Source organism: Massilia sp., assembly GCF_031995545.1.
Classification (GTDB): Bacteria; Pseudomonadota; Gammaproteobacteria; order Burkholderiales; family Burkholderiaceae_D; genus Telluria.
This window is the reverse complement of record NZ_DAMAGA010000002.1, coordinates 311,972-333,682: the sequence shown is the minus strand read 5'-3', so window position 1 is coordinate 333,682 and position 21,711 is coordinate 311,972. Positions and strand designations below refer to the sequence as shown.

The 21,711-nt window shown below is 65.1% G+C and carries 20 protein-coding genes; 19 read left to right on the top strand and 1 reads right to left on the bottom strand.

Annotated features, from left to right (window positions below; genetic code table 11):
- Positions 1-160 (bottom strand): universal stress protein (locus RTQ83_RS03435; protein WP_312511253.1); only part of this gene is annotated, 160 nt, incomplete at its 3' end.
- A gap of 407 nt (positions 161-567) precedes the next feature.
- Here RTQ83_RS03435 and RTQ83_RS03430 point away from each other — a divergent pair.
- The 19 genes from RTQ83_RS03430 (at position 568) to purF (ending at position 21,710) form a co-directional block, all read left to right on the top strand.
- On the top strand, positions 568-1,425 hold the full coding sequence (locus RTQ83_RS03430) for a protein phosphatase CheZ (protein ID WP_312511243.1): 858 nt from the start codon (positions 568-570) through the stop codon (positions 1,423-1,425).
- The gene (locus RTQ83_RS03425) at positions 1,425-3,338 is read left to right on the top strand and encodes a chemotaxis protein CheA (protein ID WP_312511242.1); all 1,914 of its coding nucleotides are present in this window, start codon (positions 1,425-1,427) and stop codon (positions 3,336-3,338) included. Before RTQ83_RS03430 ends, RTQ83_RS03425 begins: the two co-directional genes overlap by 1 nt.
- A gap of 234 nt (positions 3,339-3,572) precedes the next feature.
- Positions 3,573-4,973 (top strand): 3-isopropylmalate dehydratase large subunit, encoded by a 1,401-nt coding sequence (leuC, locus tag RTQ83_RS03420; RefSeq protein WP_312511241.1) that lies wholly within the window; start codon positions 3,573-3,575, stop codon positions 4,971-4,973.
- Positions 4,974-5,015: 42 nt separating this feature from the next.
- Positions 5,016-5,138, top strand: coding sequence for a hypothetical protein (locus RTQ83_RS03415; protein WP_312511240.1), 123 nt, complete (start codon positions 5,016-5,018; stop codon positions 5,136-5,138).
- A 48-nt stretch (positions 5,139-5,186) separates the two neighbouring features.
- Entirely contained in the window at positions 5,187-5,834 is a 648-nt protein-coding gene (gene leuD, locus RTQ83_RS03410; RefSeq protein WP_312511239.1) for a 3-isopropylmalate dehydratase small subunit, read from the top strand.
- 16 nt (positions 5,835-5,850) lie between these two features.
- Positions 5,851-6,921: a 3-isopropylmalate dehydrogenase gene (gene leuB, locus RTQ83_RS03405; RefSeq protein WP_312511238.1), complete on the top strand. Its 1,071-nt coding sequence runs from the start codon at positions 5,851-5,853 to the stop codon at positions 6,919-6,921.
- Positions 6,922-6,944: 23 nt separating this feature from the next.
- Complete coding sequence (gene asd / locus RTQ83_RS03400; protein WP_312511252.1) at positions 6,945-8,072, top strand: aspartate-semialdehyde dehydrogenase; 1,128 nt, start codon at positions 6,945-6,947, stop codon at positions 8,070-8,072.
- Positions 8,073-8,402: 330 nt separating this feature from the next.
- Positions 8,403-11,450, top strand: a complete 3,048-nt coding sequence (locus tag RTQ83_RS03395) for a FimV/HubP family polar landmark protein (RefSeq protein ID WP_312511237.1) — start codon at positions 8,403-8,405, stop codon at positions 11,448-11,450.
- 28 nt (positions 11,451-11,478) lie between these two features.
- The gene (gene truA / locus RTQ83_RS03390; protein ID WP_312511236.1) at positions 11,479-12,279 is read left to right on the top strand and encodes a tRNA pseudouridine(38-40) synthase TruA; all 801 of its coding nucleotides are present in this window, start codon (positions 11,479-11,481) and stop codon (positions 12,277-12,279) included.
- A complete protein-coding gene (locus tag RTQ83_RS03385; protein WP_312511251.1) occupies positions 12,206-13,003 on the top strand; it encodes a phosphoribosylanthranilate isomerase in 798 nt (265 codons plus the stop codon). The genes truA and RTQ83_RS03385 overlap by 74 nt, the downstream gene beginning before the upstream one ends.
- Positions 12,975-14,237 (top strand): tryptophan synthase subunit beta, encoded by a 1,263-nt coding sequence (gene trpB / locus RTQ83_RS03380; protein ID WP_312511235.1) that lies wholly within the window; start codon positions 12,975-12,977, stop codon positions 14,235-14,237. The genes RTQ83_RS03385 and trpB overlap by 29 nt, the downstream gene beginning before the upstream one ends.
- 84 nt (positions 14,238-14,321) lie before the next feature.
- A complete protein-coding gene (gene trpA / locus RTQ83_RS03375) occupies positions 14,322-15,119 on the top strand; it encodes a tryptophan synthase subunit alpha (protein WP_312511234.1) in 798 nt (265 codons plus the stop codon).
- A gap of 301 nt (positions 15,120-15,420) precedes the next feature.
- Positions 15,421-15,711 carry a hypothetical protein gene (locus tag RTQ83_RS03370; protein ID WP_312511232.1) on the top strand — a complete coding sequence of 97 codons (291 nt, stop codon included), beginning with the start codon at positions 15,421-15,423 and terminating at the stop codon, positions 15,709-15,711.
- 200 nt (positions 15,712-15,911) lie between these two features.
- Positions 15,912-16,190, top strand: coding sequence for a hypothetical protein (locus RTQ83_RS03365; protein WP_312511231.1), 279 nt, complete (start codon positions 15,912-15,914; stop codon positions 16,188-16,190).
- A gap of 126 nt (positions 16,191-16,316) precedes the next feature.
- Entirely contained in the window at positions 16,317-17,189 is an 873-nt protein-coding gene (gene accD / locus RTQ83_RS03360; protein ID WP_312511230.1) for an acetyl-CoA carboxylase, carboxyltransferase subunit beta, read from the top strand.
- Positions 17,190-17,288: 99 nt separating this feature from the next.
- Positions 17,289-18,587 carry a bifunctional tetrahydrofolate synthase/dihydrofolate synthase gene (gene folC / locus RTQ83_RS03355; protein ID WP_312511228.1) on the top strand — a complete coding sequence of 433 codons (1,299 nt, stop codon included), beginning with the start codon at positions 17,289-17,291 and terminating at the stop codon, positions 18,585-18,587.
- A gap of 12 nt (positions 18,588-18,599) precedes the next feature.
- Positions 18,600-19,589 (top strand): SPOR domain-containing protein, encoded by a 990-nt coding sequence (locus RTQ83_RS03350; protein WP_312511227.1) that lies wholly within the window; start codon positions 18,600-18,602, stop codon positions 19,587-19,589.
- 28 nt (positions 19,590-19,617) lie between these two features.
- Positions 19,618-20,106 carry a CvpA family protein gene (locus RTQ83_RS03345; protein WP_312511225.1) on the top strand — a complete coding sequence of 163 codons (489 nt, stop codon included), beginning with the start codon at positions 19,618-19,620 and terminating at the stop codon, positions 20,104-20,106.
- A gap of 83 nt (positions 20,107-20,189) precedes the next feature.
- Positions 20,190-21,710, top strand: coding sequence for an amidophosphoribosyltransferase (purF, locus tag RTQ83_RS03340; RefSeq protein WP_312511224.1), 1,521 nt, complete (start codon positions 20,190-20,192; stop codon positions 21,708-21,710).
- Position 21,711 lies beyond the last annotated feature (1 nt).

Sequence of the window (21,711 nt, the reverse complement as noted above, 5' to 3'; positions counted from 1 at the left end):
AAGGCGGGATGATCTCGACGTACACTGGGTACTGGTATTCCGGCGCGACGAACAGGGCGAGTACTTCGGCGCCCATTTGTTGCGCGAATTTGACGCCGGCGCAGGCGGTATGCTGCGACACGGCGGAACCGTCGGTGGTAATCAGGATCTTGCGGTACATGCTGGCTCCTCCCTTTGCTGTGCCATTCTGGACGGCTCCGTGCATGGCGACGATTGCTGAGACTAAAACCCTTGAGTTCGGTCAAACGGCCGACCGGACCGGTAACGCAGTTCCAATGCGCTGTTCCAATGCAACATTGCCACAGCAATGGGGGCCGGGGCGCACAAAATACAACACTGGCCGTAATAAAAGCATCAGGAACCGCCTGTTTTGATTGTCGCGGAATTAAGTTTTCCTGTCCATTTTGTTGCATTGCCGTCTCTGAGATTTACCTACGGCAACCACACTGCTACACTCGCAGTCAATTCACGACCATCTTTCAGTGCCGCCGGACGCGGCCCGATGGATGCACGACCCCCAGGATTGCAGAGTTCATTGCGCATTTATATTTAGGAGAAGCAGGGATTATGACCGACGCCGCTGACGATTTCGACGCACTATTCGAGGAAGTGGCGGCGCAGCGCTCCAGCGCCCCGCCAGCTCCTGCCGCGGCACCCGAGCCTGCGCCCGCCGCAGCCGCCGATGAAGACGACCTGGAGTCGCTGTTCGACCAGGTTTCGGCCACCGCCGCCCCGGCCGCTGCCGCAGTCGCGGTTGCCGCCGTGGCCGCTGCCCCGGCCGCCGCTGGTGCCACCGGCGCTGATGACGGCCACGAAACCGGCGGCATGTTCGAGCGCCTGGGCGGCATCGTGCGCCTGCTGCACGACTCGCTGCGCGAACTGGGCTACGACAAGGCGCTCAACGAAGCCTCGTCGCAGATCGTCGACGCCCAGGATCGCCTGGAATACGTCGCCACCCTGACCGAACAGGCCGCCAACAAGGTGCTGAATACCCTGGACGAAGGCATGCCGGCCCAGGACCTGCTGTCGAAGCAGGCCAAGGACATGGAAACCCGCTGGGCCGACCTCTTCGAAGGCAAGCTCAGCCTGGACGAATTCAAGGCCCTGGCCGGCGATTCGCGCCAGTTCGCGGCCCAGGTGAATGTCGCCACCGAATCCGAGAAGGCGCGCCTGCTCGAGATCATGATGGCCCAGGACTTCCAGGACATCACCGGCCAGCTGATCAAGAAAGTGGTCAAGATCACCCAGACCGTCGAGGGTGAACTGGCCCAGCTGCTGCGCGACAACGCGCCGGCCGACATCAAGGAAAAACTGGCGCAGAAAGCACAGCCGGCGCCCGAGCCGCTGATGCAGGGCCCGTCGGTGCCGGAAGCGGCGCTGAACCAGGACAACGTTGACGATCTTCTTGCCGATCTGGGATTCTAATGGACGATATGCTCAAGGATTTCGTCGTCGAGGCGATGGATCTGGCAGTTAATGTAGAAGAGCACCTGCTGCGCCTCGAACGCGACCCCGACAACAAGGAAACCCTGAACGCGGTGTTCCGGTCGTTCCACACGATCAAGGGCGGCGCCGGCTTCATGGGCCTGCCTGCGCTGGTGGCCGCCTGCCACCTGACCGAGAACCTGTTCGACGCGCTGCGCACCGGCGCCGCGCCGGTGACGCCGCTGGCGATCGAAGCCGCGCTGCAGGCCTCGGGCTTCGTGGCCGACCAGCTGAACGACCTGAACAACGGCACGCCGCCGGAAGGCCTGGCGCAGATGCCGTCCGACCTTGAACGCATCCTGGTGGACGCGATCGAAGGCAAGGCCGACAGCGCACCGGCTGCCGCGCCGGCCGCCGCCGCTCCGGCTCCGGCTGCCGCAGCGCCAGTCGCCGCTACGCCCGCAGCCGCCGCACCGGCCGCCGGTGAAGACGGCCTGGACTGGACCGGCATGTACAACGCCGTGGTGCCTGCCGCGAACGCGATCGCTGCGGGCGCACCTGCCGCTGCCGCTCCGGTGGCAGCCGCCGCCGCCGCGCCGGCCGCAACCGCTGAAGCTGCGCCAGGTACCGCTGTCGCTGCACCGGCTGCTGCCGCACCTGCCGCCGGCGCCAAGAACTGGGACGGCGTCGAACGCCGCAACGACGCCAAGCCTGCCGCCGCCGCCCCGGCCAAGGACGAAAGCATCCGTATCGACGCGGTCAAGCTCGACGCGCTGCTGGAAGTGGCCGGCGAATCGGTGCAGGCCGCCAACCAGGCCGCCGTGCTGCTGGAACGCCTGCAGCAATTCAAGTTCGAAGGCCAGGCCGCCGTGCTGATGGCCACGCTCACCGAAACCCTGGAACGCGCTTCGCGCTACTCGGCCGAACTGCAGCGCGCCACGCTGGCGACCCGGATGCAGCCGGTGGGCCGCCTGTTCCAGAAGTTCCCGCGCCTGGTGCGCGAGCTGGCCAAGGACCTGGGCAAGGACGTCGAACTGACCATCGAAGGCGCCGAGACCGAAGTCGACCGCGTGGTGGTGGACAGCCTGTACGACCCGCTGGTGCACATGCTGCGTAACGCGCTGGACCACGGCGTCGAGTCGCCGGAAGAACGCGTCGCCGCCGGCAAGCCGGCCAAGGCCTTCATCCTGCTCAAAGCCTGGCAGGAAGCCAACAGCGTCATGATCGTGCTGCAGGACGACGGCAAGGGCATGGACCCGGTCAAGCTGCGCCGCAAGGCGATCGACAAGGGCCTGATCGGCGAGAACGGCGCCCCGAACGACGACGACGCCTACCAGCTGGTGTTCCTGCCGGGCTTCTCGACCAAGGAAGTCGCTTCCTCGGTGTCGGGCCGCGGCGTGGGCATGGACGTGGTCAAGACCGCGGTCGAGAAGAACCGTGGCGCGATCCGCATCGATTCGCTGCTGGGCCGCGGCACCAAGTTCGCGATCCGCCTGCCGATCGAACTGTCGATCGTGCCGACCATGCTGGTGTCGACCTCGGGCGCCCAGCTGGCGCTGCCGATGGCCGTCGTCGAGCGCGTGGTCGAGCTGCCGGAAGACTTCATGTGCGTCGGCGGCGCCCCGGTGCTGAAAGACCAGGGCCGTCCGCTGCCGGTGCGCTCGCTGGCGCTGTCGCTCGGCTACGAAGCGGCGGCCGAGAAGGTCGGCATCGTGATCAACGCGCCGCAGCCGTACATCCTGGCGATGGAAGCGGTCGACGGCACCGCCGACCTGGTGATCAAGCCGATGACGGCGCTGACGGTGGAAGGCATCACCGGTACCGCGCGCTCGGCCGAGGGCGAACTGGTGCTGGTGGTGGGCCTGTCGTTCCTGATGGATGGCTGCCGCAGCAGCGTCAGACTGGCTGCATAAAGCAAATCCGCGCAAAAGCGCAGAGAAAAGCCTGTGTCATCGACACAGGCTTTTTTTATTTGCATCGCCCCAAACCCTTGCAAATATTATTTACCACATGGTAAGGTCGTTGGCATAATCATGCGCCGCACTGGCTTGGTGCTGCAGTGCACGATTATGGCATAATCGAAAACCCGGTCGCGCAGGCCCGCTCCTGCGGCCCGCGCACTACAAGACTGCAACACTGGATTGACCATGCAAAAAACGCTCTACGACAAACTCTGGGATTCCCATGTCGTGCGTGCCGACGCCGATGGCACCACCGTCCTCTATATCGACCGCCACCTGGTACACGAAGTGACCAGCCCGCAGGCGTTCGACGGCCTGCGCGAAGCGGGCCGCGGACTATGGCGCACCTCGGCGAACCTGGCCGTGGCCGACCACAACGTGCCGACCACCGACCGCGCCGCCGGCATCGCCGACCCGACCTCGCGCCTGCAGGTCGAGACGCTCGACGCCAACACCAGGTCGTTTGGCCTGACTTACTTCGACATGAACGACAAGCGCCAGGGCATCGTGCACGTGATCGGGCCGGAGCAGGGCGCCACGCTGCCGGGCATGACGGTGGTGTGCGGCGACTCGCACACCTCGACCCACGGCGCCTTCGGCTGCCTGGCGCACGGCATCGGCACCTCGGAAGTCGAGCACGTGCTGGCCACGCAGACGCTGCTGGCCAAGAAGTCGAAGTCGATGCTGGTGCGGGTCGATGGCGAGCTCAATCCGGGCGTGACTGCCAAGGACATCGTGCTGGCCGTGATCGGTAGAATCGGCACCGCCGGCGGCACCGGTTATGCCATCGAATTCGGCGGCTCTGCGATCCGCGCACTGTCGATGGAAGGCCGCATGACGGTCTGTAACATGGCGATCGAAGCGGGCGCGCGTGCCGGCATGGTCGCCGTGGACGACACCACCATCGAGTACGTGAAAGGCCGTCCGTTCTCGCCCAAGGGCGAGCAATGGGAGCAGGCTGTCAGCTACTGGCGCACGCTGCATTCGGACGACGGCGCCAGCTTCGACACCGTGGTCGAACTCGACGCGAAAGACGTCCAGCCGCAGGTCACCTGGGGCACCTCGCCCGAGATGGTGACCGCGATCGACGGCCGCGTGCCAGATCCGCAGAACGAGCTTGATCCGGTGCGCCGCGGCGCCATCGAAAAGGCGCTGGCCTACATGGACCTGGCGCCGAATACGCCGATCGATGAAATCGCCATCGACAAGGTGTTCATCGGCTCGTGCACCAACTCGCGCATCGAAGACCTGCGCGCCGCCGCCGATGTGGTGCGCGGCCGCCAGCGCGCCGCCAACGTCAAGCTGGCGATGGTGGTGCCGGGTTCGGGCCTGGTCAAGGAACAGGCCGAGCGTGAAGGGCTGGACAAGATCTTTGTCGCCGCCGGTTTCGAGTGGCGCGAGCCGGGCTGCTCGATGTGCCTGGCGATGAATGCCGACCGTCTGAACCCGGGCGAGCGCTGCGCGTCGACCTCGAACCGCAACTTCGAAGGCCGCCAGGGCCAGGGCGGACGCACCCACCTGGTGTCGCCGGCGATGGCGGCTGCGGCAGGTATTGCAGGGCGCTTTGTCGACGTACGTGCGCTCTGATGCGTTATAGCCTGTATTACCGTTTTAATTTTTGAACAGATCATGAAAAAAGTATTCGCTCTCTCGCTCGTCGCTGTTTTGCTAGCCGGCTGCAACACCATTTCCGGCATCGGCCGCGATGTCTCGAAGGTCGGCCAGGTGGTCACCAGCGCCGGCGGCAAATAAAACACATACGAAGGGCAGGGCGCCCGCCGCGGCGCCCGACGAACACAGATGGATAAATTCACCGTACACCAGGGCATCGTGGCGCCGCTCGACCGCGCCAATGTCGATACCGACGCCATCATCCCCAAGCAGTTCCTGAAATCGATCCGCCGCACCGGCTTCGGCCCCAACCTGTTCGACGAGTGGCGCTATCTGGACCACGGCGAACCGGGCCAGGATTGCAGCACCCGTCCGGTCAATCCGGACTTCGTGCTGAACCAGCCGCGCTATGCGGGCGCCTCGATCCTCCTGGCGCGCAAGAATTTCGGCTGCGGTTCGTCGCGCGAGCACGCGCCGTGGGCCCTGCAGCAGTACGGTTTCCGCGCCGTGGTGGCACCGAGCTTCGCCGACATCTTCTTCAACAACTGCTTCAAGATCGGCCTGCTGCCGATCGCGCTGAGCGAAGAAGAAGTCGAGTCGCTGTTCCAGGCGGTGCAGGCGAACGAAGGCTTCACCCTGACCGTCGATCTGGAACAGCAGCGCATCGGTACCAGCGATGGCAGTCTGACGTACGGTTTCGCCATCGACGAGTTCCGCAAGTACTGCCTGCTCAATGGTCTCGACGATATCGGCCTGACCCTGCGTCACGCCGACGACATCCGCGCCTTTGAACAGCGCCACATCGCGGCCCAGCCGTGGCTGGCCAATACCATCTAAAACAAGAAAGCAGCACATGAAGATTGCGATCCTGCCGGGCGACGGCATCGGCCCGGAGATCACCGCGCAGGCGGTCAAGGTATTGAACGCGCTCGGCGAACCGTTCGAGATGGAAAGCGCGGAGGTCGGCGGCGCCGGCTATGCCGCGCATGGCCACCCGCTGCCGGAAGCGACCCTGAAGCTGGCCAAGGACGCCGACGCGGTGCTGTTCGGCGCCGTCGGCGACTACAAATACGACACGCTCGAGCGCGCGCTGCGTCCCGAGCAGGCCATCCTCGGCCTGCGCCGTGAACTGGGCCTGTTCGCCAACCTGCGTCCCGCGATCCTGTATCCGGAGCTGGCCGGCGCCTCGACCCTGAAGCCCGAAGTTGTCTCCGGCCTGGACATCCTGATCATCCGCGAACTGACCGGCGACATCTATTTCGGTAAACCACGCGGCGTGCGCGAATGCCCGGACGGCGCGTTCAAGGGCCAGCGCGAGGGCTTCGACACCATGCGCTACGCCGAAGGCGAGATCCGCCGCATCGCCCACGTGGCGTTCCAGGCCGCGAGGAAGCGCGGCAAGCGCGTGACCAGCGTCGACAAGGCCAACGTGCTGGAGACTTTCCAGTTCTGGCGCGACATCGTCACCGAGGTGCACCAGGAATACGGGGACGTCGAACTTGAACACATGTACGTCGATAACGCGGCCATGCAGCTGGTGCGGGCGCCGAAGAAGTTCGACGTGATCGTTACTGGTAATATGTTCGGCGATATCCTGTCGGACGCCGCCGCGATGCTGACCGGTTCGATCGGCATGCTCCCATCGGCGTCGCTCGACGCCGACAACAAAGGCCTGTACGAACCGTCGCACGGGTCGGCGCCGGACATCGCGGGGCAGGGCGTGGCGAATCCATTGGCCACCATCCTGTCGGCCGCGATGATGCTGCGCTTCTCGCTCGGCCTGACCGAGCAGGCGGACCGCATCGAGAACGCGGTCAAGCGCGTGCTGGCGCAAGGGCTGCGCACGCCGGATATCTTTGAAGCAGGGACCACGAAAGTGGGCACCGAAGAGATGGGCAACGCGGTGGTCGCGGCGCTCGCATAAAACGTAACTAACCAAGGAAGATGATGAAATTAGTAGGTCTGGTAGGTTGGCGCGGCATGGTCGGCTCGGTCCTGATGCAGCGCATGCAGGAAGAGGGCGATTTCGACCATATCGAGCCGGTGTTTTTCACCACCTCGAATCCGAGCGGCGCCGCGCCGAAGATGGCGAAAAATGAAACCACCCTGAAAAGCGCTACCGACATTGCCGAACTGTCGAAATGCGAGATCATCATCTCCTGCCAGGGCGGCGACTACACGACTGAGGTGTTCCCGAAACTGCGCGCGGCCGGCTGGAACGGCTACTGGATCGACGCCGCGTCGACCCTGCGCATGAACGACGACGCCGTCATCGTGCTGGACCCGGTCAACCGCTCGGTGATCGATAACGCGCTGTCGCGCGGCGTCAAGAACTACATCGGCGGCAACTGCACCGTGTCGTGCATGCTGATCGGCCTGGGCGGCCTGTTCGAGCAGGGCCTGGTCGAGTGGATGACCTCCATGACCTACCAGGCGGCATCGGGCGGCGGCGCCCAGCACATGCGCGAACTGCTGACCCAGTTCGGTACCATCAACAGCTCGGTCAAGTCGCTGCTGGACGATCCGGCGTCGGCGATCCTCGAGATCGACCGCACCGTGCTGGCGACCCAGCATGGCTTGTCCGCTGACGAAACCAAGCAGTTCGGCGTGCCGCTGGCCGGCAACCTGATTCCGTGGATCGACAAGGACCTGGGCAATGGCCAGTCGAAGGAAGAGTGGAAGGCCGGCGCCGAGACCAACAAGATCCTGGGCCGCGGCGCAGGCTTCGATGCCAAACCGATTCCGGTCGATGGCCTGTGCGTGCGTATCGGCGCGATGCGCTGCCATTCGCAGGCGCTGACCATCAAATTGACCAAGGACGTGCCGCTGGACGAGATCACCGATATCATCGCCTCGCACAATCAGTGGTCGAAAGTGGTGCCGAACACGCGTGAAGCGTCGATGCGCGATCTGTCGCCGGCGGCTGTTACCGGCGGGCTGACGATTCCGGTCGGGCGTCTGCGCAAGATGTCGATGGGCGAGGATTATCTGTCGGCGTTCACCGTGGGTGACCAGCTGCTGTGGGGTGCGGCAGAGCCGCTGCGCCGCATGCTGCGCATTGTGTTGGAACATTGATTCGTTTCGCAGTCAATTCAGACGTACGTTGAACGCGTCGGCGGCGGAGCCGCCAACCCTACGATGGACTAATCCCGTAGGGTTGGCGGCTCGGCCGCCGACGCGTCTGACTAACCGTTGCCACTCCGGCAACTGAAATGCCCACGCGATACCGAACGCCCCCATTCGCGCAATTTCCCACCACAGAACCGCGTTTTCACCCCCTCCTGCGTGCGTCGAGAGCTTGCGTGCTCCAGAGCATGATGTTATGTTGAGACTCCGGGATACCGTCTTTCCCTCGGCCAACTAACTTCGCCTCTCACTATGCATCCTTCTCACCGTTCTCCGCTCATGGCATTCGCGCTGAAATCGCTCACCGCTGCCGTGGCCAGTGCCGTGTTCCTGTCTACCGCCGCCAACGCGGCCGGGCTGGGCAGACTGACGGTGCTGTCGGCGCTCGGCCAGCCATTGCGCGCCGAGATCGAACTGACGAGCGGGAGCGGCGAAGACCCGGCCAGCATGGCGGTCAAGCTGGCTTCACCCGAAGCGTTCCGTTCGGCGAACATCGAATTCAACCCGGCGCTGCTGTCGCTGCGCTTCGCGGTCGAGAACCGCGGCGGGCGCCAGGTCATCCGCGTCACCTCGACCCAGCCGCTGAACGAGCCGTTCGTCGACATGCTGCTCGAGCTGTCGTGGAATAACGGCCGCCTGGTGCGCGAATACACCTTCCTGCTCGACCCACCCGAACTGCGCAACACGCAGCCGGCCCAGGTGGCAGCCGCGCCGGCAGCCCAGCCGCGTGCACAGGCGCCGGTTGCAACGCCGACTCCGGCGCCGGCACAGACCGCACCGGAACCGGCAACCCCGGCGCCGGCAGCAGCGCCGACGCCAGCCCCGGCACGCCAGGCCGCCGCACCGGCTCCGCGCGCCGCAGTTTCTGACGCGCCGGCTAACTACCGCGTGCGCCGCGGCGACACCCTGAGCGGCATCGCCACCCGCGTCAAGCCGGCCGACATCTCGCTCGACATGATGCTGGTCGCGCTGTACCGCGCCAACCCGGACGCCTTCATCGGTCAAAACATGAACCGCCTGAAGTCGGGCCAGATCCTGAGCGTGCCGGACGCCGACAGCGTGCGTGGCGGCGCCAGCCAGGGCGAGGCGCGCGGCGTGGTGGTCGCGCACGCGGCCGACTTCGATGCCTACCGCAACAAGCTGGCCGGCCAGGTCGCCACCAGCACGCCCGCCGCGGCCGCACCGAGCGGCCAGAGCGCCAGCGGCCGCGTCACCGCGCGCGTCGAAGAACGCCCGACCGCCGCCAACGAGGCCCAGGACAAGCTGCGCCTGTCGAAGGCCGAATCGGCCGCCGCCGGCACACCGCAGGGCGGCACCGCCAGCGTCGAGGACACGGTCGCCAAGCAGCGCGAACTGGCCCAGGCCGAGGCGCGCGTCAAGGAACTCGAAAAGAACGTCGGCGAGCTGGAAAACCTGATGACGGTCGAGAGCCGCAGCGGCGCCGAGGCCCAGCAGTCGGCCAAGGCGCCTGCTGCAGAAACCCCGCCGCCGACCGTGCCGAAACCGGCCCCGCGCATCCGTCCCGCCAAGCCCGAGCCGGCGCCGGAGGAGCCGGGCCTGGCCGACACCATCATCGACAACTTCCACTACATCGCCGCCGGCGCCGCCGTGCTGCTGCTGGCTGCACTCGGCGTCGCCCAGCGCCGCAAGCGCAAGACCGCACCGATCAAGCCGGTCCAGGCCGAGCCGTCGGTATTGGGCGCATCTGGCCCCAATGCGGCCGCCGGCGCCGGTGCCTCGCTGTTCGCCGAGAGCGGCGGCCAGAGCGTGGACACCAACAACAGCGTGTTCAATTCCAGCTTCGCGCCGTCGGCCAGCCAGCTCGACACCAATGAAGTCGATCCGGTCGCCGAAGCCGACGTCTACATCGCCTACGGCCGCGACGCCCAGGCCGAGGAAATCCTCAAGGAAGCGCTGCGCACCCATCCGGAACGCCACGCGGTGCGCCTCAAGCTGCTCGAGATCTACGCCGCGCGCAAGGACCTGCGCGCCTTCGAATCGCAGGCGCGCGAGCTGCACGGGCTGACCCGTGGCCAGGGCGATGAGTGGGCACAGGCCGCGGCGCTTGGCCTGGGCATCGATCCGGCCAATCCGCTGTACGCCAACGCTGCACCGGCACCTGCGCCGACTCCGTCGCCGCAGGAACGCAGCCAGCAGGCGATGCTGTCGCAGCAGTTCGAGGACGCCTTCCGTGGCGGTGCGCCGGTGGCTGCCGGCGCCGCGGCCGGCCTGGCCGCGGGCGCTGCTGCAGGCACGCTGGCGCACGACCACGACCGCACCGCCGCGCCGCAGGACGAGCCGGCCGCGCCGCCACGCACCGACGACAATGGCCTCGACTTCGACCTGAACGGCCTGAACTTCGAGCCGGTGACCGACGCCACGCCGGCGACCGGCCGCGCCGACCCGGATGCGACCGCCGTGCCGGACCTGGAATTCAGCCTCGATAAATTCGATACCCCGGCGCCGGCCGTTCAGGCCAATCCGGCCAAGCCGGCGGACGACCCGAACGACCTCGATTTCGACATGAACTTCGACGCCGCGCCGGCCGCGCCAGCCCAGCCGGCCGCCAGCCTGGACGACGAGGACGACTTCACGCTCGACCTGTCGCCGCAGTCGCAGATCCAGGCCACCCCGGTCGACATGGCCGGCCTGGCCAAGGACTTCGAAGGCCTGCCGTCGCTGCCGGGCACGCCGCAGCCGACCGCACCGTCGAATGCGGCCGCCGATCCGCTGTTCGACCTCGACTCGATGGACTTCGGCGCGCCGACCACGCCGGTCACGCCGGCCGCGCCGCTCGAGCAGCCGACCGCACGTCCGGCGCCTGCCGGCGCATCGGAAGACCCGCTGTTCGACCTCGACAGCATGGACTTCGGCCTGCCGTCCGAGCCGAAGGCGCCCGAGGCGGCTCCGGCTTCGGCCGCTGCGCCGAAGGATTTCGGCGCCCAGCAGGACGATCCGTTCGCCCTGTTCGACCTGCCGGAAACCCCGGCCCAGGTGCCGGCGCCGCAGGAAATCGAGCCGGCGGCGATGCGCGATGCGCTCACCGGCGCGCCGGTCGAGCCTTCGTTCGACCTGTCCGACTTCGATCTCGACCTGCCGCCGGGCGATGCGGGCGCCCAGCCGGCGCTGGCCGGCGCCGACGCCGCTGGCGCTGCGGCCCAGATGTCGCCCGAACACATGGAAATGGAAACCAAGCTGGATCTGGCGATCGCCTACCAGGAGATCGGCGACAAGGAAGGCGCGCGCGAGCTGCTCGATGAAGTCATCAAGGGCGGCAGCAGCGAACAGGTAAGCAAGGCCAACGCCATGCGCGAACTGCTGGCGTGAAGCAGGTGAAGTAAAGATCAAGGCAAGAATGACTCGTATCGCATTGGGTGTCCAGTACATCGGCACCGGTTGGAACGGCTATCAAAAACAGCCGGCACGTAACACCGTCCAGGACCGGCTGGAGATGGCGCTGGAAAAGTTCGCCTGTGTCCCGCTGCACACCACTTGCGCCGGCCGCACCGATGCCGGCGTGCACGCCATCGAGCAGGTGGTCCACTTCGACACCGAGCTGGATCGCCCGGCGCAATCGTGGGTGCGCGGCGTGAACGCCTTCCTGCCCGACTCGATCGTGGTGCGCTGGGCCGCCGAAGTGGCGCCGGACGCCGATGGCCAGGACTTCCACGCGCGCTTCTCGGCGCGCTCGCGCACCTATCACTACGTGCTGTACAACCATCCGAATCCCTCGGCGCTGCTGGCCAGCCGCGCAGGCTGGGTATTCCGCCCGCTGGATGTGGAACGGATGCAGGAGGGCGCACGCCACCTGCTCGGCACCCACGACTTCTCGGCCTTCCGCGCCTCCGGCTGCCAGGCCAATACGCCGGTCAAGGACATGCACGAGGTCAGCATCCGGCGCCACGGCGACATCATCGTGTTCACGCTGCGCGCCAGCGCCTTCCTGCACCACATGGTGCGCAACATCGTCGGCTCGCTGATCTATATCGGCACCGGCCGCAATGAGCCGGAATGGATGCGCGAAGTGTTGGAGAGCCGCTCGCGCGACGTGGCCGCGCCGACCTTCATGCCGGACGGCCTGTATTTCGCCAGGATCGAGTACGATCCGAAGTGGCAGCTTCCGCAGGAGGCGTCGGCGCCGATGCCGTGGCTGTAAGACTCATCCAGAAAATCACATGCAACGCACCCGTCTGAAAATCTGCGGCATCACCCGCGAGCAGGACCTGCGCGCGGCGGTCGATGCCGGCGCCGACGCCCTCGGCTTCGTGTTCTATCCGAAGAGCCCGCGCTACGTCACGCCCGAGCGGGCGGGGGAGCTGTGCCGCGCCTTGCCGCCGTTCGTCGGCGCAGTGGCGCTGTTCGTGAATCCTTCACTGGAAGAGGTACAACAGGTGGCGGCGCGGATGCCGCTCGGCCTGATCCAGTTCCACGGCGACGAAACGGTTGAGGGGTGCGCGGCGATCGCGGCGGCGGTGCAACGCCCGTTCGTGCGTGCCTACCGCGTCAGGCCGGACACGTCGCCATCGGCTTTGCTAGAATGTGAGCTTGCATACCGCGCCGCCAGTCCCTGGTTCACGGGCCTGTTGCTCGACACCTGGGTCGATGCCTACGGTGGCGCAGGAAAGGTTTTCGATTGGTCTCTCATCCCAAAAGAGCTCGCGCCTCGGGTCGTTTTGAGTGGTGGCTTGAGCGTACAAAACGCGACTGACGCAGTCGAACGCGTTCGGCCCTTTGCCGTCGATGTCAGTAGTGGCGTCGAGAAAGCGAAGGGCATCAAGGATGCCCGCAAAATCGCCGCGTTCGCCGCGGCGGTGCGGGCCGCCAATGTCATCATCACAGAAGAGACCCATCATGACTGCAACCATCAAGGCCGCGCTTAATGCTGCATCTAGCGCGGCGCCCCTGTTCAAGACTCCGGATTACGCCTTGCCCGACACTAGCGGGCACTTCGGCCCGTATGGCGGCAGCTTCGTCGCCGAGACCCTGTCGCACGCACTGGCCGAGCTCAACGAAGCGTACGCGAAGTATGCGCAAGACCCCGAGTTTCTCGAAGAATTCCGCTATGAGCTGGCGCACTTCGTCGGCCGTCCGTCGCCGGTGTACCACGCGCGGCGCTGGTCCGAGCTGGCCGGCGGCGCCCAGCTGTATTTCAAGCGCGAAGACCTGAACCACACCGGCGCGCACAAGATCAACAACGTGATCGGCCAGGCCTTGCTGGCGCGCCGGATGGGTAAAAAACGGATCATCGCCGAAACCGGTGCCGGCCAGCATGGCGTGGCCACCGCCACCATCTGCGCCCGCTTCGGCCTGGAGTGCGTGGTGTACATGGGCAGCGAAGACGTCAAGCGCCAGGCGCAGAACGTGTACCGCATGAAGCTCCTCGGCGCGACCGTGGTGCCGGTGGAGTCGGGCAGCAAGACCCTGAAGGACGCGCTCAACGAAGCGATGCGCGACTGGGTCACCAACATCGAAAACACCTTCTACATCATCGGCACCGTGGCCGGCCCACACCCGTATCCGATGATGGTGCGCGACTTCCAGTCGGTGATCGGCGAAGAATGCCGGGTCCAGATGCCGGCCATGACCGGGCGCCAGCCCGACTACGTCGTGGCCTGCATCGGCGGCGGCTCGAACGCGATGGGCATCTTCTATCCCTACATCGGCGAGCCGGGCGTGCAGCTGGTCGGCGTCGAAGCGGCGGGCGAGGGGCTCGGTTCGGGCAAGCACGCGGCCTCGCTGACGGCCGGGATTCCGGGCGTCCTGCACGGCAACCGCACGTACCTGCTGCAGGACGAGAACGGGCAGATCATCGAGACCCACTCGGTGTCGGCGGGCCTGGATTATCCGGGCGTCGGCCCCGAGCACGCCTGGCTGAAGGATTCGGCGCGCGCCCAGTACGTGTCGATCACGGACGAGGAAGCGCTGCAGGCCTTCCACGACTGCTGCCGTATCGAGGGCATAATCCCGGCGCTGGAGTCGTCGCACGCGATCGCCTACGGCGTGAAGCTGGCGGCGACGCTGCCGAAGGAGCACATCATCCTGGTCAACCTGTCGGGCCGCGGCGACAAGGACATGCACACGGTGGCGCAGAGGATGGGGCTGGATTTCGGCTGACGCATTTGCCGATATCGCGGCGCGGCCCTGTGTGGTCGCGCCAACCAGGTTTCCCTATCCATGACTCCAACCAGAAAGCATCCCATGTCCCGTATCGCACCAACCTTCAGCGCCCTGAAGGCGCACAACAAGACCGGCCTGGTCACCTTCATCACCGCAGGCGACCCCGGTCCCGAACTGACCGTGCCGCTGATGCACGCGCTGGTCGAGGGCGGCGCCAACGTCCTCGAATTGGGCGTGCCGTTTTCCGACCCGATGGCCGAAGGCCCGGTGATCCAGCGCGCCTGCGAGCGCGCGCTGCAGTTCAATATCGGCCTCAAAGACGTGTTCGGCTTCGTGCGTCAGTTCCGTGAAAAGGACCAGACCACGCCGGTGGTCCTGATGGGCTATGCCAACCCGATCGAGCGCATCGGCCAGCAGGAATTCATCCGCTGCGCCAAGGAAGCCGGCGCCGACGGCGCCATCGTGGTCGACTACCCGCCGGAAGAATGCGCCGACTTCGCCGCCGCCATGCGCGAAGCCGACCTCGACCTGATCTTCCTGCTGGCCCCGACCTCGACGGTGGAACGCGTCAAGCAGGTGGCCCAGCACGGAGGCGGCTTCAGCTACTACGTCTCACTGAAAGGCGTGACCGGCTCGGGCGCCATCGACACCGAAGACGTGGCCCGCCGCGTGAACGCCATCCGCGAACACGTGAAGCTCCCGATCGGCGTCGGCTTCGGCATCCGCGACGGCGCCACCGCGAAAGCCGTGGCCCAGGTCGCCGACGCCGTCGTCATCGGCAGCCGCATCATCCAGGAAATCGAATCGACCCCGAAAGACCAGGCCGTCGACGCCGTCCGCGCCTTCACCACCAGCATCCGCACCGCCCTCGACAACTAAACAATTAGGGTCAGAGTAAAATTGTTGAGCAATTGCTCACGCCTTAATTCGACTCTGACCCTAATTAGGTCGCTCTTGCATTAACTAAATTGCAAAATAATTAGGGTCAGAGTCGAATTGTTTGATAACTTTTTGGCCTGCCGCTTAATTCGGCGCGGGCTCGTCGTTATTTCGAGCGAGATTTGTAAAATACGAAAACGCTGCTTGCTGTAGCGCATGTCTGAACTTGCGCCAACCCTGCCGCTCCACGAGTTTCTCAAGATAAATTGATGCTCACCTTCAATTATTAGAGGAGCTCATCTTGAAAAAGCGGATCAAGCATTTTGGGATTCTCCAGTGCGGCAAAACATTCGGGGCGATCTACTTTCTGCTGGCCCTGCCGTTCTTACTAATCATGCTGCCGTGGGCGATCATGCTAGAAGCCTCGGTGGGCCTGTTGGCAGGCCTGGCCTTGCTGGTCCTGATGCCCATCCTTTACGGTGCAGCCGCCTTCCTCGGCGGCCTGCTCACTGCCTGGCTCTATAACATCGTCGCAGCCCGCTATGGCGGCATCGAGTTCACGACCAGCGAAGTCGTCCCTGAAGCAACCTAACCGAAATCAATTTATCCGTAATTGGGGTCAAAGTCGAATTGTCGGGCAACTTCAAAAGTTGTCAAACAATTCGACTCTGACCCTAATTTTTTTAAAATTGATTTTAGGCAGGGTGAATAGAATCGCGGGACAGTATTCGTGCAGGCATGCTGGTGCTGTAGAGTAAGCGCGCCATGTGGCTTACTGACAGGAGTGACAGCGTGAAGAAACAGGTCGTGAACGTATCGGCGGTACAGTCGGCAAAGGTAATGGCGGCGTTGTACTTCGTATGCTCTTTCCCATTCATCGTGATACTGGCCTTGTCGGCGCTCGCAGGCGAGCAGCAGTCGCCGGGCCTGCTGATCCTGATCCTGATGCCGGTCTTATACGCCTTCTTCGGCTTCCTGTTCACCCTGATCGGCGCCTGGGTCTACAACCTGATCGCGGCGCGTATCGGCGGTTTCGAATTCACGACAGCCGAGGTGGCGGATCGCTCCTGAGTGCGGCGGGCGGGACGGCGCAGGCATATTGAATCAAAAACATTGGCAGCTTGCCACCATTCGACAAGCTGCGCCTGAGCGGCTACACTACGCCCCACCTGAAAGAATCGCCGTAAAGGAGAGAACATGAGCTGGTTGGAAAAACTGCTGCCCCCTCGGATCCAGCGCTCCGACGCCGCCAACCGCAAGACCATGCCCGAAGGGCTGTGGGTCAAGTGCCCGTCGTGCGAGTCGGTGCTGTACCGTGCGGACATCGAGTCCAATCTGCACGTGTGCCCAAAGTGCGACCACCATATGCGCATCCGCGCCCGCGAGCGCCTCGACGCGCTGCTCGACGAAGGCGGCCGCTATGACATCGGCCAGGAAACCCTGCCGGTCGATACCCTGAAGTTCAAGGACAGCAAGAAGTATCCTGACCGTCTCAAGTCGGCCATGGACGCCACCGGCGAAACCGATGCCCTTATCGTCCAGGGCGGCTCGATCATGAGCCTGCCGGTCGTGGTTGCGGCTTTCGAATTCGAATTCATGGGCGGCTCGATGGGCTCGGTGGTCGGCGAGCGCTTCGTGCGCGGCGCCCAGGTCGCGCTGGAGCAGAAGGTGCCGTTCATCTGCATTACGGCCACCGGCGGTGCGCGCATGCAGGAAGGCCTGCTGTCGCTGATGCAGATGGCAAAGACCACTGCCATGCTGACCAAGTTGTCCGAAAAGAAGCTGCCGTTCATCAGCGTCTTGACCGACCCGACCATGGGCGGTGTCTCGGCCTCGTTCGCCTTCATGGGTGACGTCGTCATCGCCGAACCGAAAGCGCTGATCGGCTTCGCCGGCCCGCGCGTGATCGAGAACACCGTGCGCGAGAAACTGCCGGAAGGCTTCCAGCGCGCCGAGTTCCTGGTCCAGAAGGGCGCCGTCGACATGATCGTCGACCGCCGCAAGATGCGCGAAGAAATCGCGCGCCTGCTGGCCCTGCTGCAAAACCAGGCGACCGAAGTCCTGGCGTAAGCACAGCCATCACGGAATCAGTGCGGATGCCGCGTCATCTGCACTGATCCTTCGCGTAACATCGCACGCCTTCTTCCCGTCCCCCTCCGTACCGACCCCATGTCATCATTACCGACCACCTTGCCCGACTGGCTGGCCCTGCTCGAGTCGCGCCATGCCGAAACCCATATCGACATGGGCCTGGACCGCGTCCGCGCCGTCAAGGAACGTTTGCAACTGGCATTTGGCTGCCCGGTGATCATGGTGGCCGGCACCAACGGCAAGGGCTCGACCTGCGCCATGCTGGAATCGGTGCTGCTGCAGTCCGGCTACCGCGTCGGCCTCTACATCAAGCCGCACTTCCTCGACTTCAACGAGCGCGCCCGCATCAATGGCGAGATGGCCTCGAACGAAGCGCTGGTGGCAGCCTTCGACGCCGTCGAAGCGGCGCGCGGCGACGTCTCGCTCACGTACTTCGAATTCACCACGCTGGCCATCGCCCATCTGCTCTCGAAGAGCGAGATCGACGTCGCCATCCTCGAAGTCGGCCTGGGCGGGCGCCTGGACGCGGTCAACGTGATCGACGCCGACGTGTCGATCGTGACCAGCATCGACATCGACCACACCGCCTACCTCGGCGACACGCGCGAGGAAATCGGTTTTGAAAAGGCCGGCATCTTCCGCGCCGGCAAGACCGCGATCTGCAGCGACCCCATGCCGCCGCAATCGCTGATCAAGCACGCCGAAGACATCGGCGCCGACCTGTGGCTGATCGGCCGCGATTTCAATTACCAGGGCGACCAGCAGCAGTGGAGCTACGGCGGCCGCGGCATGCGCCGCAATTCGCTGGCATATCCGGCCCTGCGCGGCGCCAACCAGCTGCTCAACGCCTCGGCCGCGCTGGCCGCGCTGGAAGCGCTGCGCATGCAGTTGCCGTGCGGCGCCCAGGAAACCCGCGCCGGCCTGGCGATGGTCGAACTGCCGGGCCGCTTCCAGGTGCTGGCCGGCCGCCCGACCCAGGTGCTGGACGTGGCGCACAACCCGCACGCCGCCGCCACCCTGGCCCAGAACCTGGGCAATATGGGCTTCCACCGTTTCACCTACGCCGTGTTCGGCATCATGGACGACAAGGACATCGACGGCGTGATCGCGCCGATGGCCGGCCTGATCGACCACTGGTGCGTCACGCGCCTTGATTCGCCGCGTTCGGCGCAGCCTGAAGCGCTGGTGGAAAAGCTGGCGGCGCAAGCCCCGGCCGGCGCCAGGGAAGGTGACTTTTCGGTCACCGCGTTCGCCACTCCCGCCGAGGCCTACGCGAATGCGCTGAGCCGGGCAGAGGAGAATGATAGAATTGTGGTCTTTGGCTCGTTCTACACGGTCGCCGGCGTCATGGCGGCCCGCAAATCCTCCTTACATTGATACCTGAATCGCATGGGCTTGTTCTCGTTCGGCAATAAAAACAAGCAAGAAACTGTCCGGGACAGTGGCCACTTCGTCAAGGACGACGATGCCGCCTATACCGAGCGCGCCCGTTCCAAGCGCGCAAGCAGCGCCGGAGACGGCGCCAGATCCAGCCGCGGCGACCCGATGCTGCCCGAGAAGAAGCGCGCGCGCCGCCGCCTGGTCGGCGCGGTCGCGCTGACGCTGGCGGCCATCGTGGCGCTGCCGATGCTGCTCGATTCCGAGCCCAAACCGCTCGCCACCGATATCGCGATCAATATCCCGGACAAGGAAAAGGCGGCGCCGCTGCCGGTGCCGTCCGAACAGGTGCCGGCGTCAGCGAGCGTCGACAGCGACGAAGAGATCATCGATCCGTCGGCCGCCGCCGGCGACGAACCGGCGCCGCCGCCGCCCGCCACCACCACGCGCACACCAGCCGCTGTGACGCCTGCGCCGACCGCGCCGGCCGCCGGCGACCCGCCGCCGCTGCGCACGCTCGACCTCGAAAAGCAGAAGCCGGCCTTGAAACCGGAACCGGTGAAGCCCGAGCCGGCGCGCAAGCCCGAGCCTGAAAAGCGCGAAGAGAAGAAACCGGTCAAGGTAGCGGAGGCCAAGCCAGCCGAGACGCACCCGAAAGCCGAGAAAGTGGTCGAGAAGACCGAAAAGCCGCCGCGCCAGGATGACGCCGCACGCGCCATCGCGATCCTGGAAGGCAAGCCCGCATCGGTACCAACCCCGGCCCCTGCCGCCGCCTCGGCCGGCCCGTCGCCGCGCTACGTGGTGCAGGTGGCCGCCCTGGCGAGCCAGGAAAAGGTCAAGGAACTGCAGGAGCGCCTGCGCGCCGCCGGCGTGTCGTCGTTCACCCAGAAGTCTGGCGAACTGATCCGCGTGCGCGTGGGTCCGTTCAGCAAGGAAGAAGCGGAGCAGGTACGCGCCAAGCTGGGCGGCATCGGCCTGTCCGGCTCGATGGTGCCGCTGTAAGAATCCTGTTCAAGACCCTGCTCGCGGCGTGACGATCTTCGATTATCTGGTGCTGTTCGTCTTGATCACGTCGGTCGTGATCAGCACGCTGCGCGGCCTGGTCAAGGAAATCCTGTCGCTGCTGGGCTGGATCGTGGCCTTCGTGGTGGCCAATGCCTACGGCGCCGAGCTGGCGCCGCTGCTGCCGGAAGTGATTCCCGGCGCCACCGCGCGCCTGATCGTGGCCTTCATCGCGCTGTTCCTGGGCGTACGAATTTTGATGGGCCTGCTGTCGCTGGCGATCGGCGCGGTGGTCGAAGCCACCGGCCTGAGCCTGGCGGACCGCGGCCTGGGAGGATTGTTCGGCTTGGCACGCGGCATTGTAATCGTGCTCGCCGGCGTCATATTGTGCGGGATGACGGCGATCCCGCAACAGGCTTTCTGGCGCGATGCGCTGCTGTCGCCGATCGCGGAATCGGGCGCGCGCACCGTCAAGCCCTTCCTGCCCGCTGCCCTGTCGCAGCATGTGAATTATTGAATGTCCTCTATTGAACGCCCTTCATCGGACGTTCAGGTTTGAACTTTTTTGTAATCAAGCAGTCCAGCTTTTAGGAGCACACCATGTGTGGCATCGTCGGCGTCGTCTCGCATTCTCCCGTCAATCAGCTGTTGTATGACGCATTGCTGCTGTTGCAGCACCGCGGCCAGGATGCAGCGGGTATTGCGACCAATCACAGCAGCATGTTCTCGATGTTCAAGGCCAACGGCCTGGTGCGCGACGTGTTCCGCACTCGGAACATGCGTTCGCTCAACGGCAACACCGGTATCGGCCACTGCCGCTACCCGACCGCCGGCTCGTCGAGCGAGGAAGAAGCGCAGCCGTTCTACGTCAATGCGCCGTTCGGCATCACGCTGGCGCACAACGGCAACCTGACCAATCAGGCCCAGCTGAAGGACGAGCTGTTCCACAACGACCGCCGCCACATCAACACCAGCTCCGACTCCGAGGTGCTGCTCAACGTGCTGGCGCACGAGGTCCAGGAAGCGGCCGACGGCTATTCGCTCAACGCCGACGCCGTGTTCAAGGCGGTGGCCAAGGTGCACAAGCGCGTGCGCGGCGCCTACGCGGTGGTGGCGCAGATCGCCGGCCACGGCATGCTGGCGTTCCGCGATCCGTTCGGTATCCGTCCGCTGTGCCTGGGTATCAACGAAACCGAGCAGGGCAACGAATACCTGGTGGCCAGTGAGTCGGTGGCGCTGGAAGGCCTGGGCTTCCGTTTCGTGCGCGACATCGCGCCGGGCGAAGCGATCTTCATCGACAACGACAAGAAATTGCATGAGCGCCAGTGCGCCGAGAGCCCGTCGCTGAATCCCTGCGCCTTCGAATTTGTCTACCTGGCGCGTCCGGACTCGGTGATCGACGGCGCGTCGGTCTACGCCACCCGCCTGCGCATGGGCGAATACCTGGCCGACAAGGTGCGCTCGGAAATTCCAGTGGACGAGATCGACGTCGTGATGCCGATCCCCGATTCCTCGCGTCCGGCCGCGATCCAGCTGGCGCTGAAGCTCGGCGTGGAATACCGCGAAGGCTTCATCAAGAACCGCTACATCGGCCGCACTTTCATCATGCCTGGGCAAGGGATGCGCAAGAAATCGGTGCGCCAGAAACTGAACGCGATCAGCTCCGAATTCAAGGACAAGAACGTGCTGCTGGTCGACGATTCGATCGTGCGCGGCACCACCAGCCGCGAAATCGTGCAGATGGCGCGCGAAGCCGGCGCCCGCAAGGTGTTCTTCGCTTCGGCCGCGCCGCCGGTGCTGTACCCGAACGTGTACGGCATCGACATGCCGACCCGCGACGAGCTGATCGCGCACGGCCGCACGACCGAAGAAGTGTGCCGCGAGATCACCGCCGACCGCGTGGTGTACCAGGACGTCGACGCCCTCAAGCGCGCGATCTCGGACGTGAATCCGGAACTCAAGAACTTCGAGGCATCGTGCTTCGACGGTGTGTACGTGACCGGCGACGTGACCCCGGAATACCTGGACCGCCAAGAATCGGCGCGTCACGGCAACGGCAAGTCGGACGAAGACAAGGTGCGTACCCAGCTGAACCTGAACCCGCCGGTGGCTGCAGAGTAAG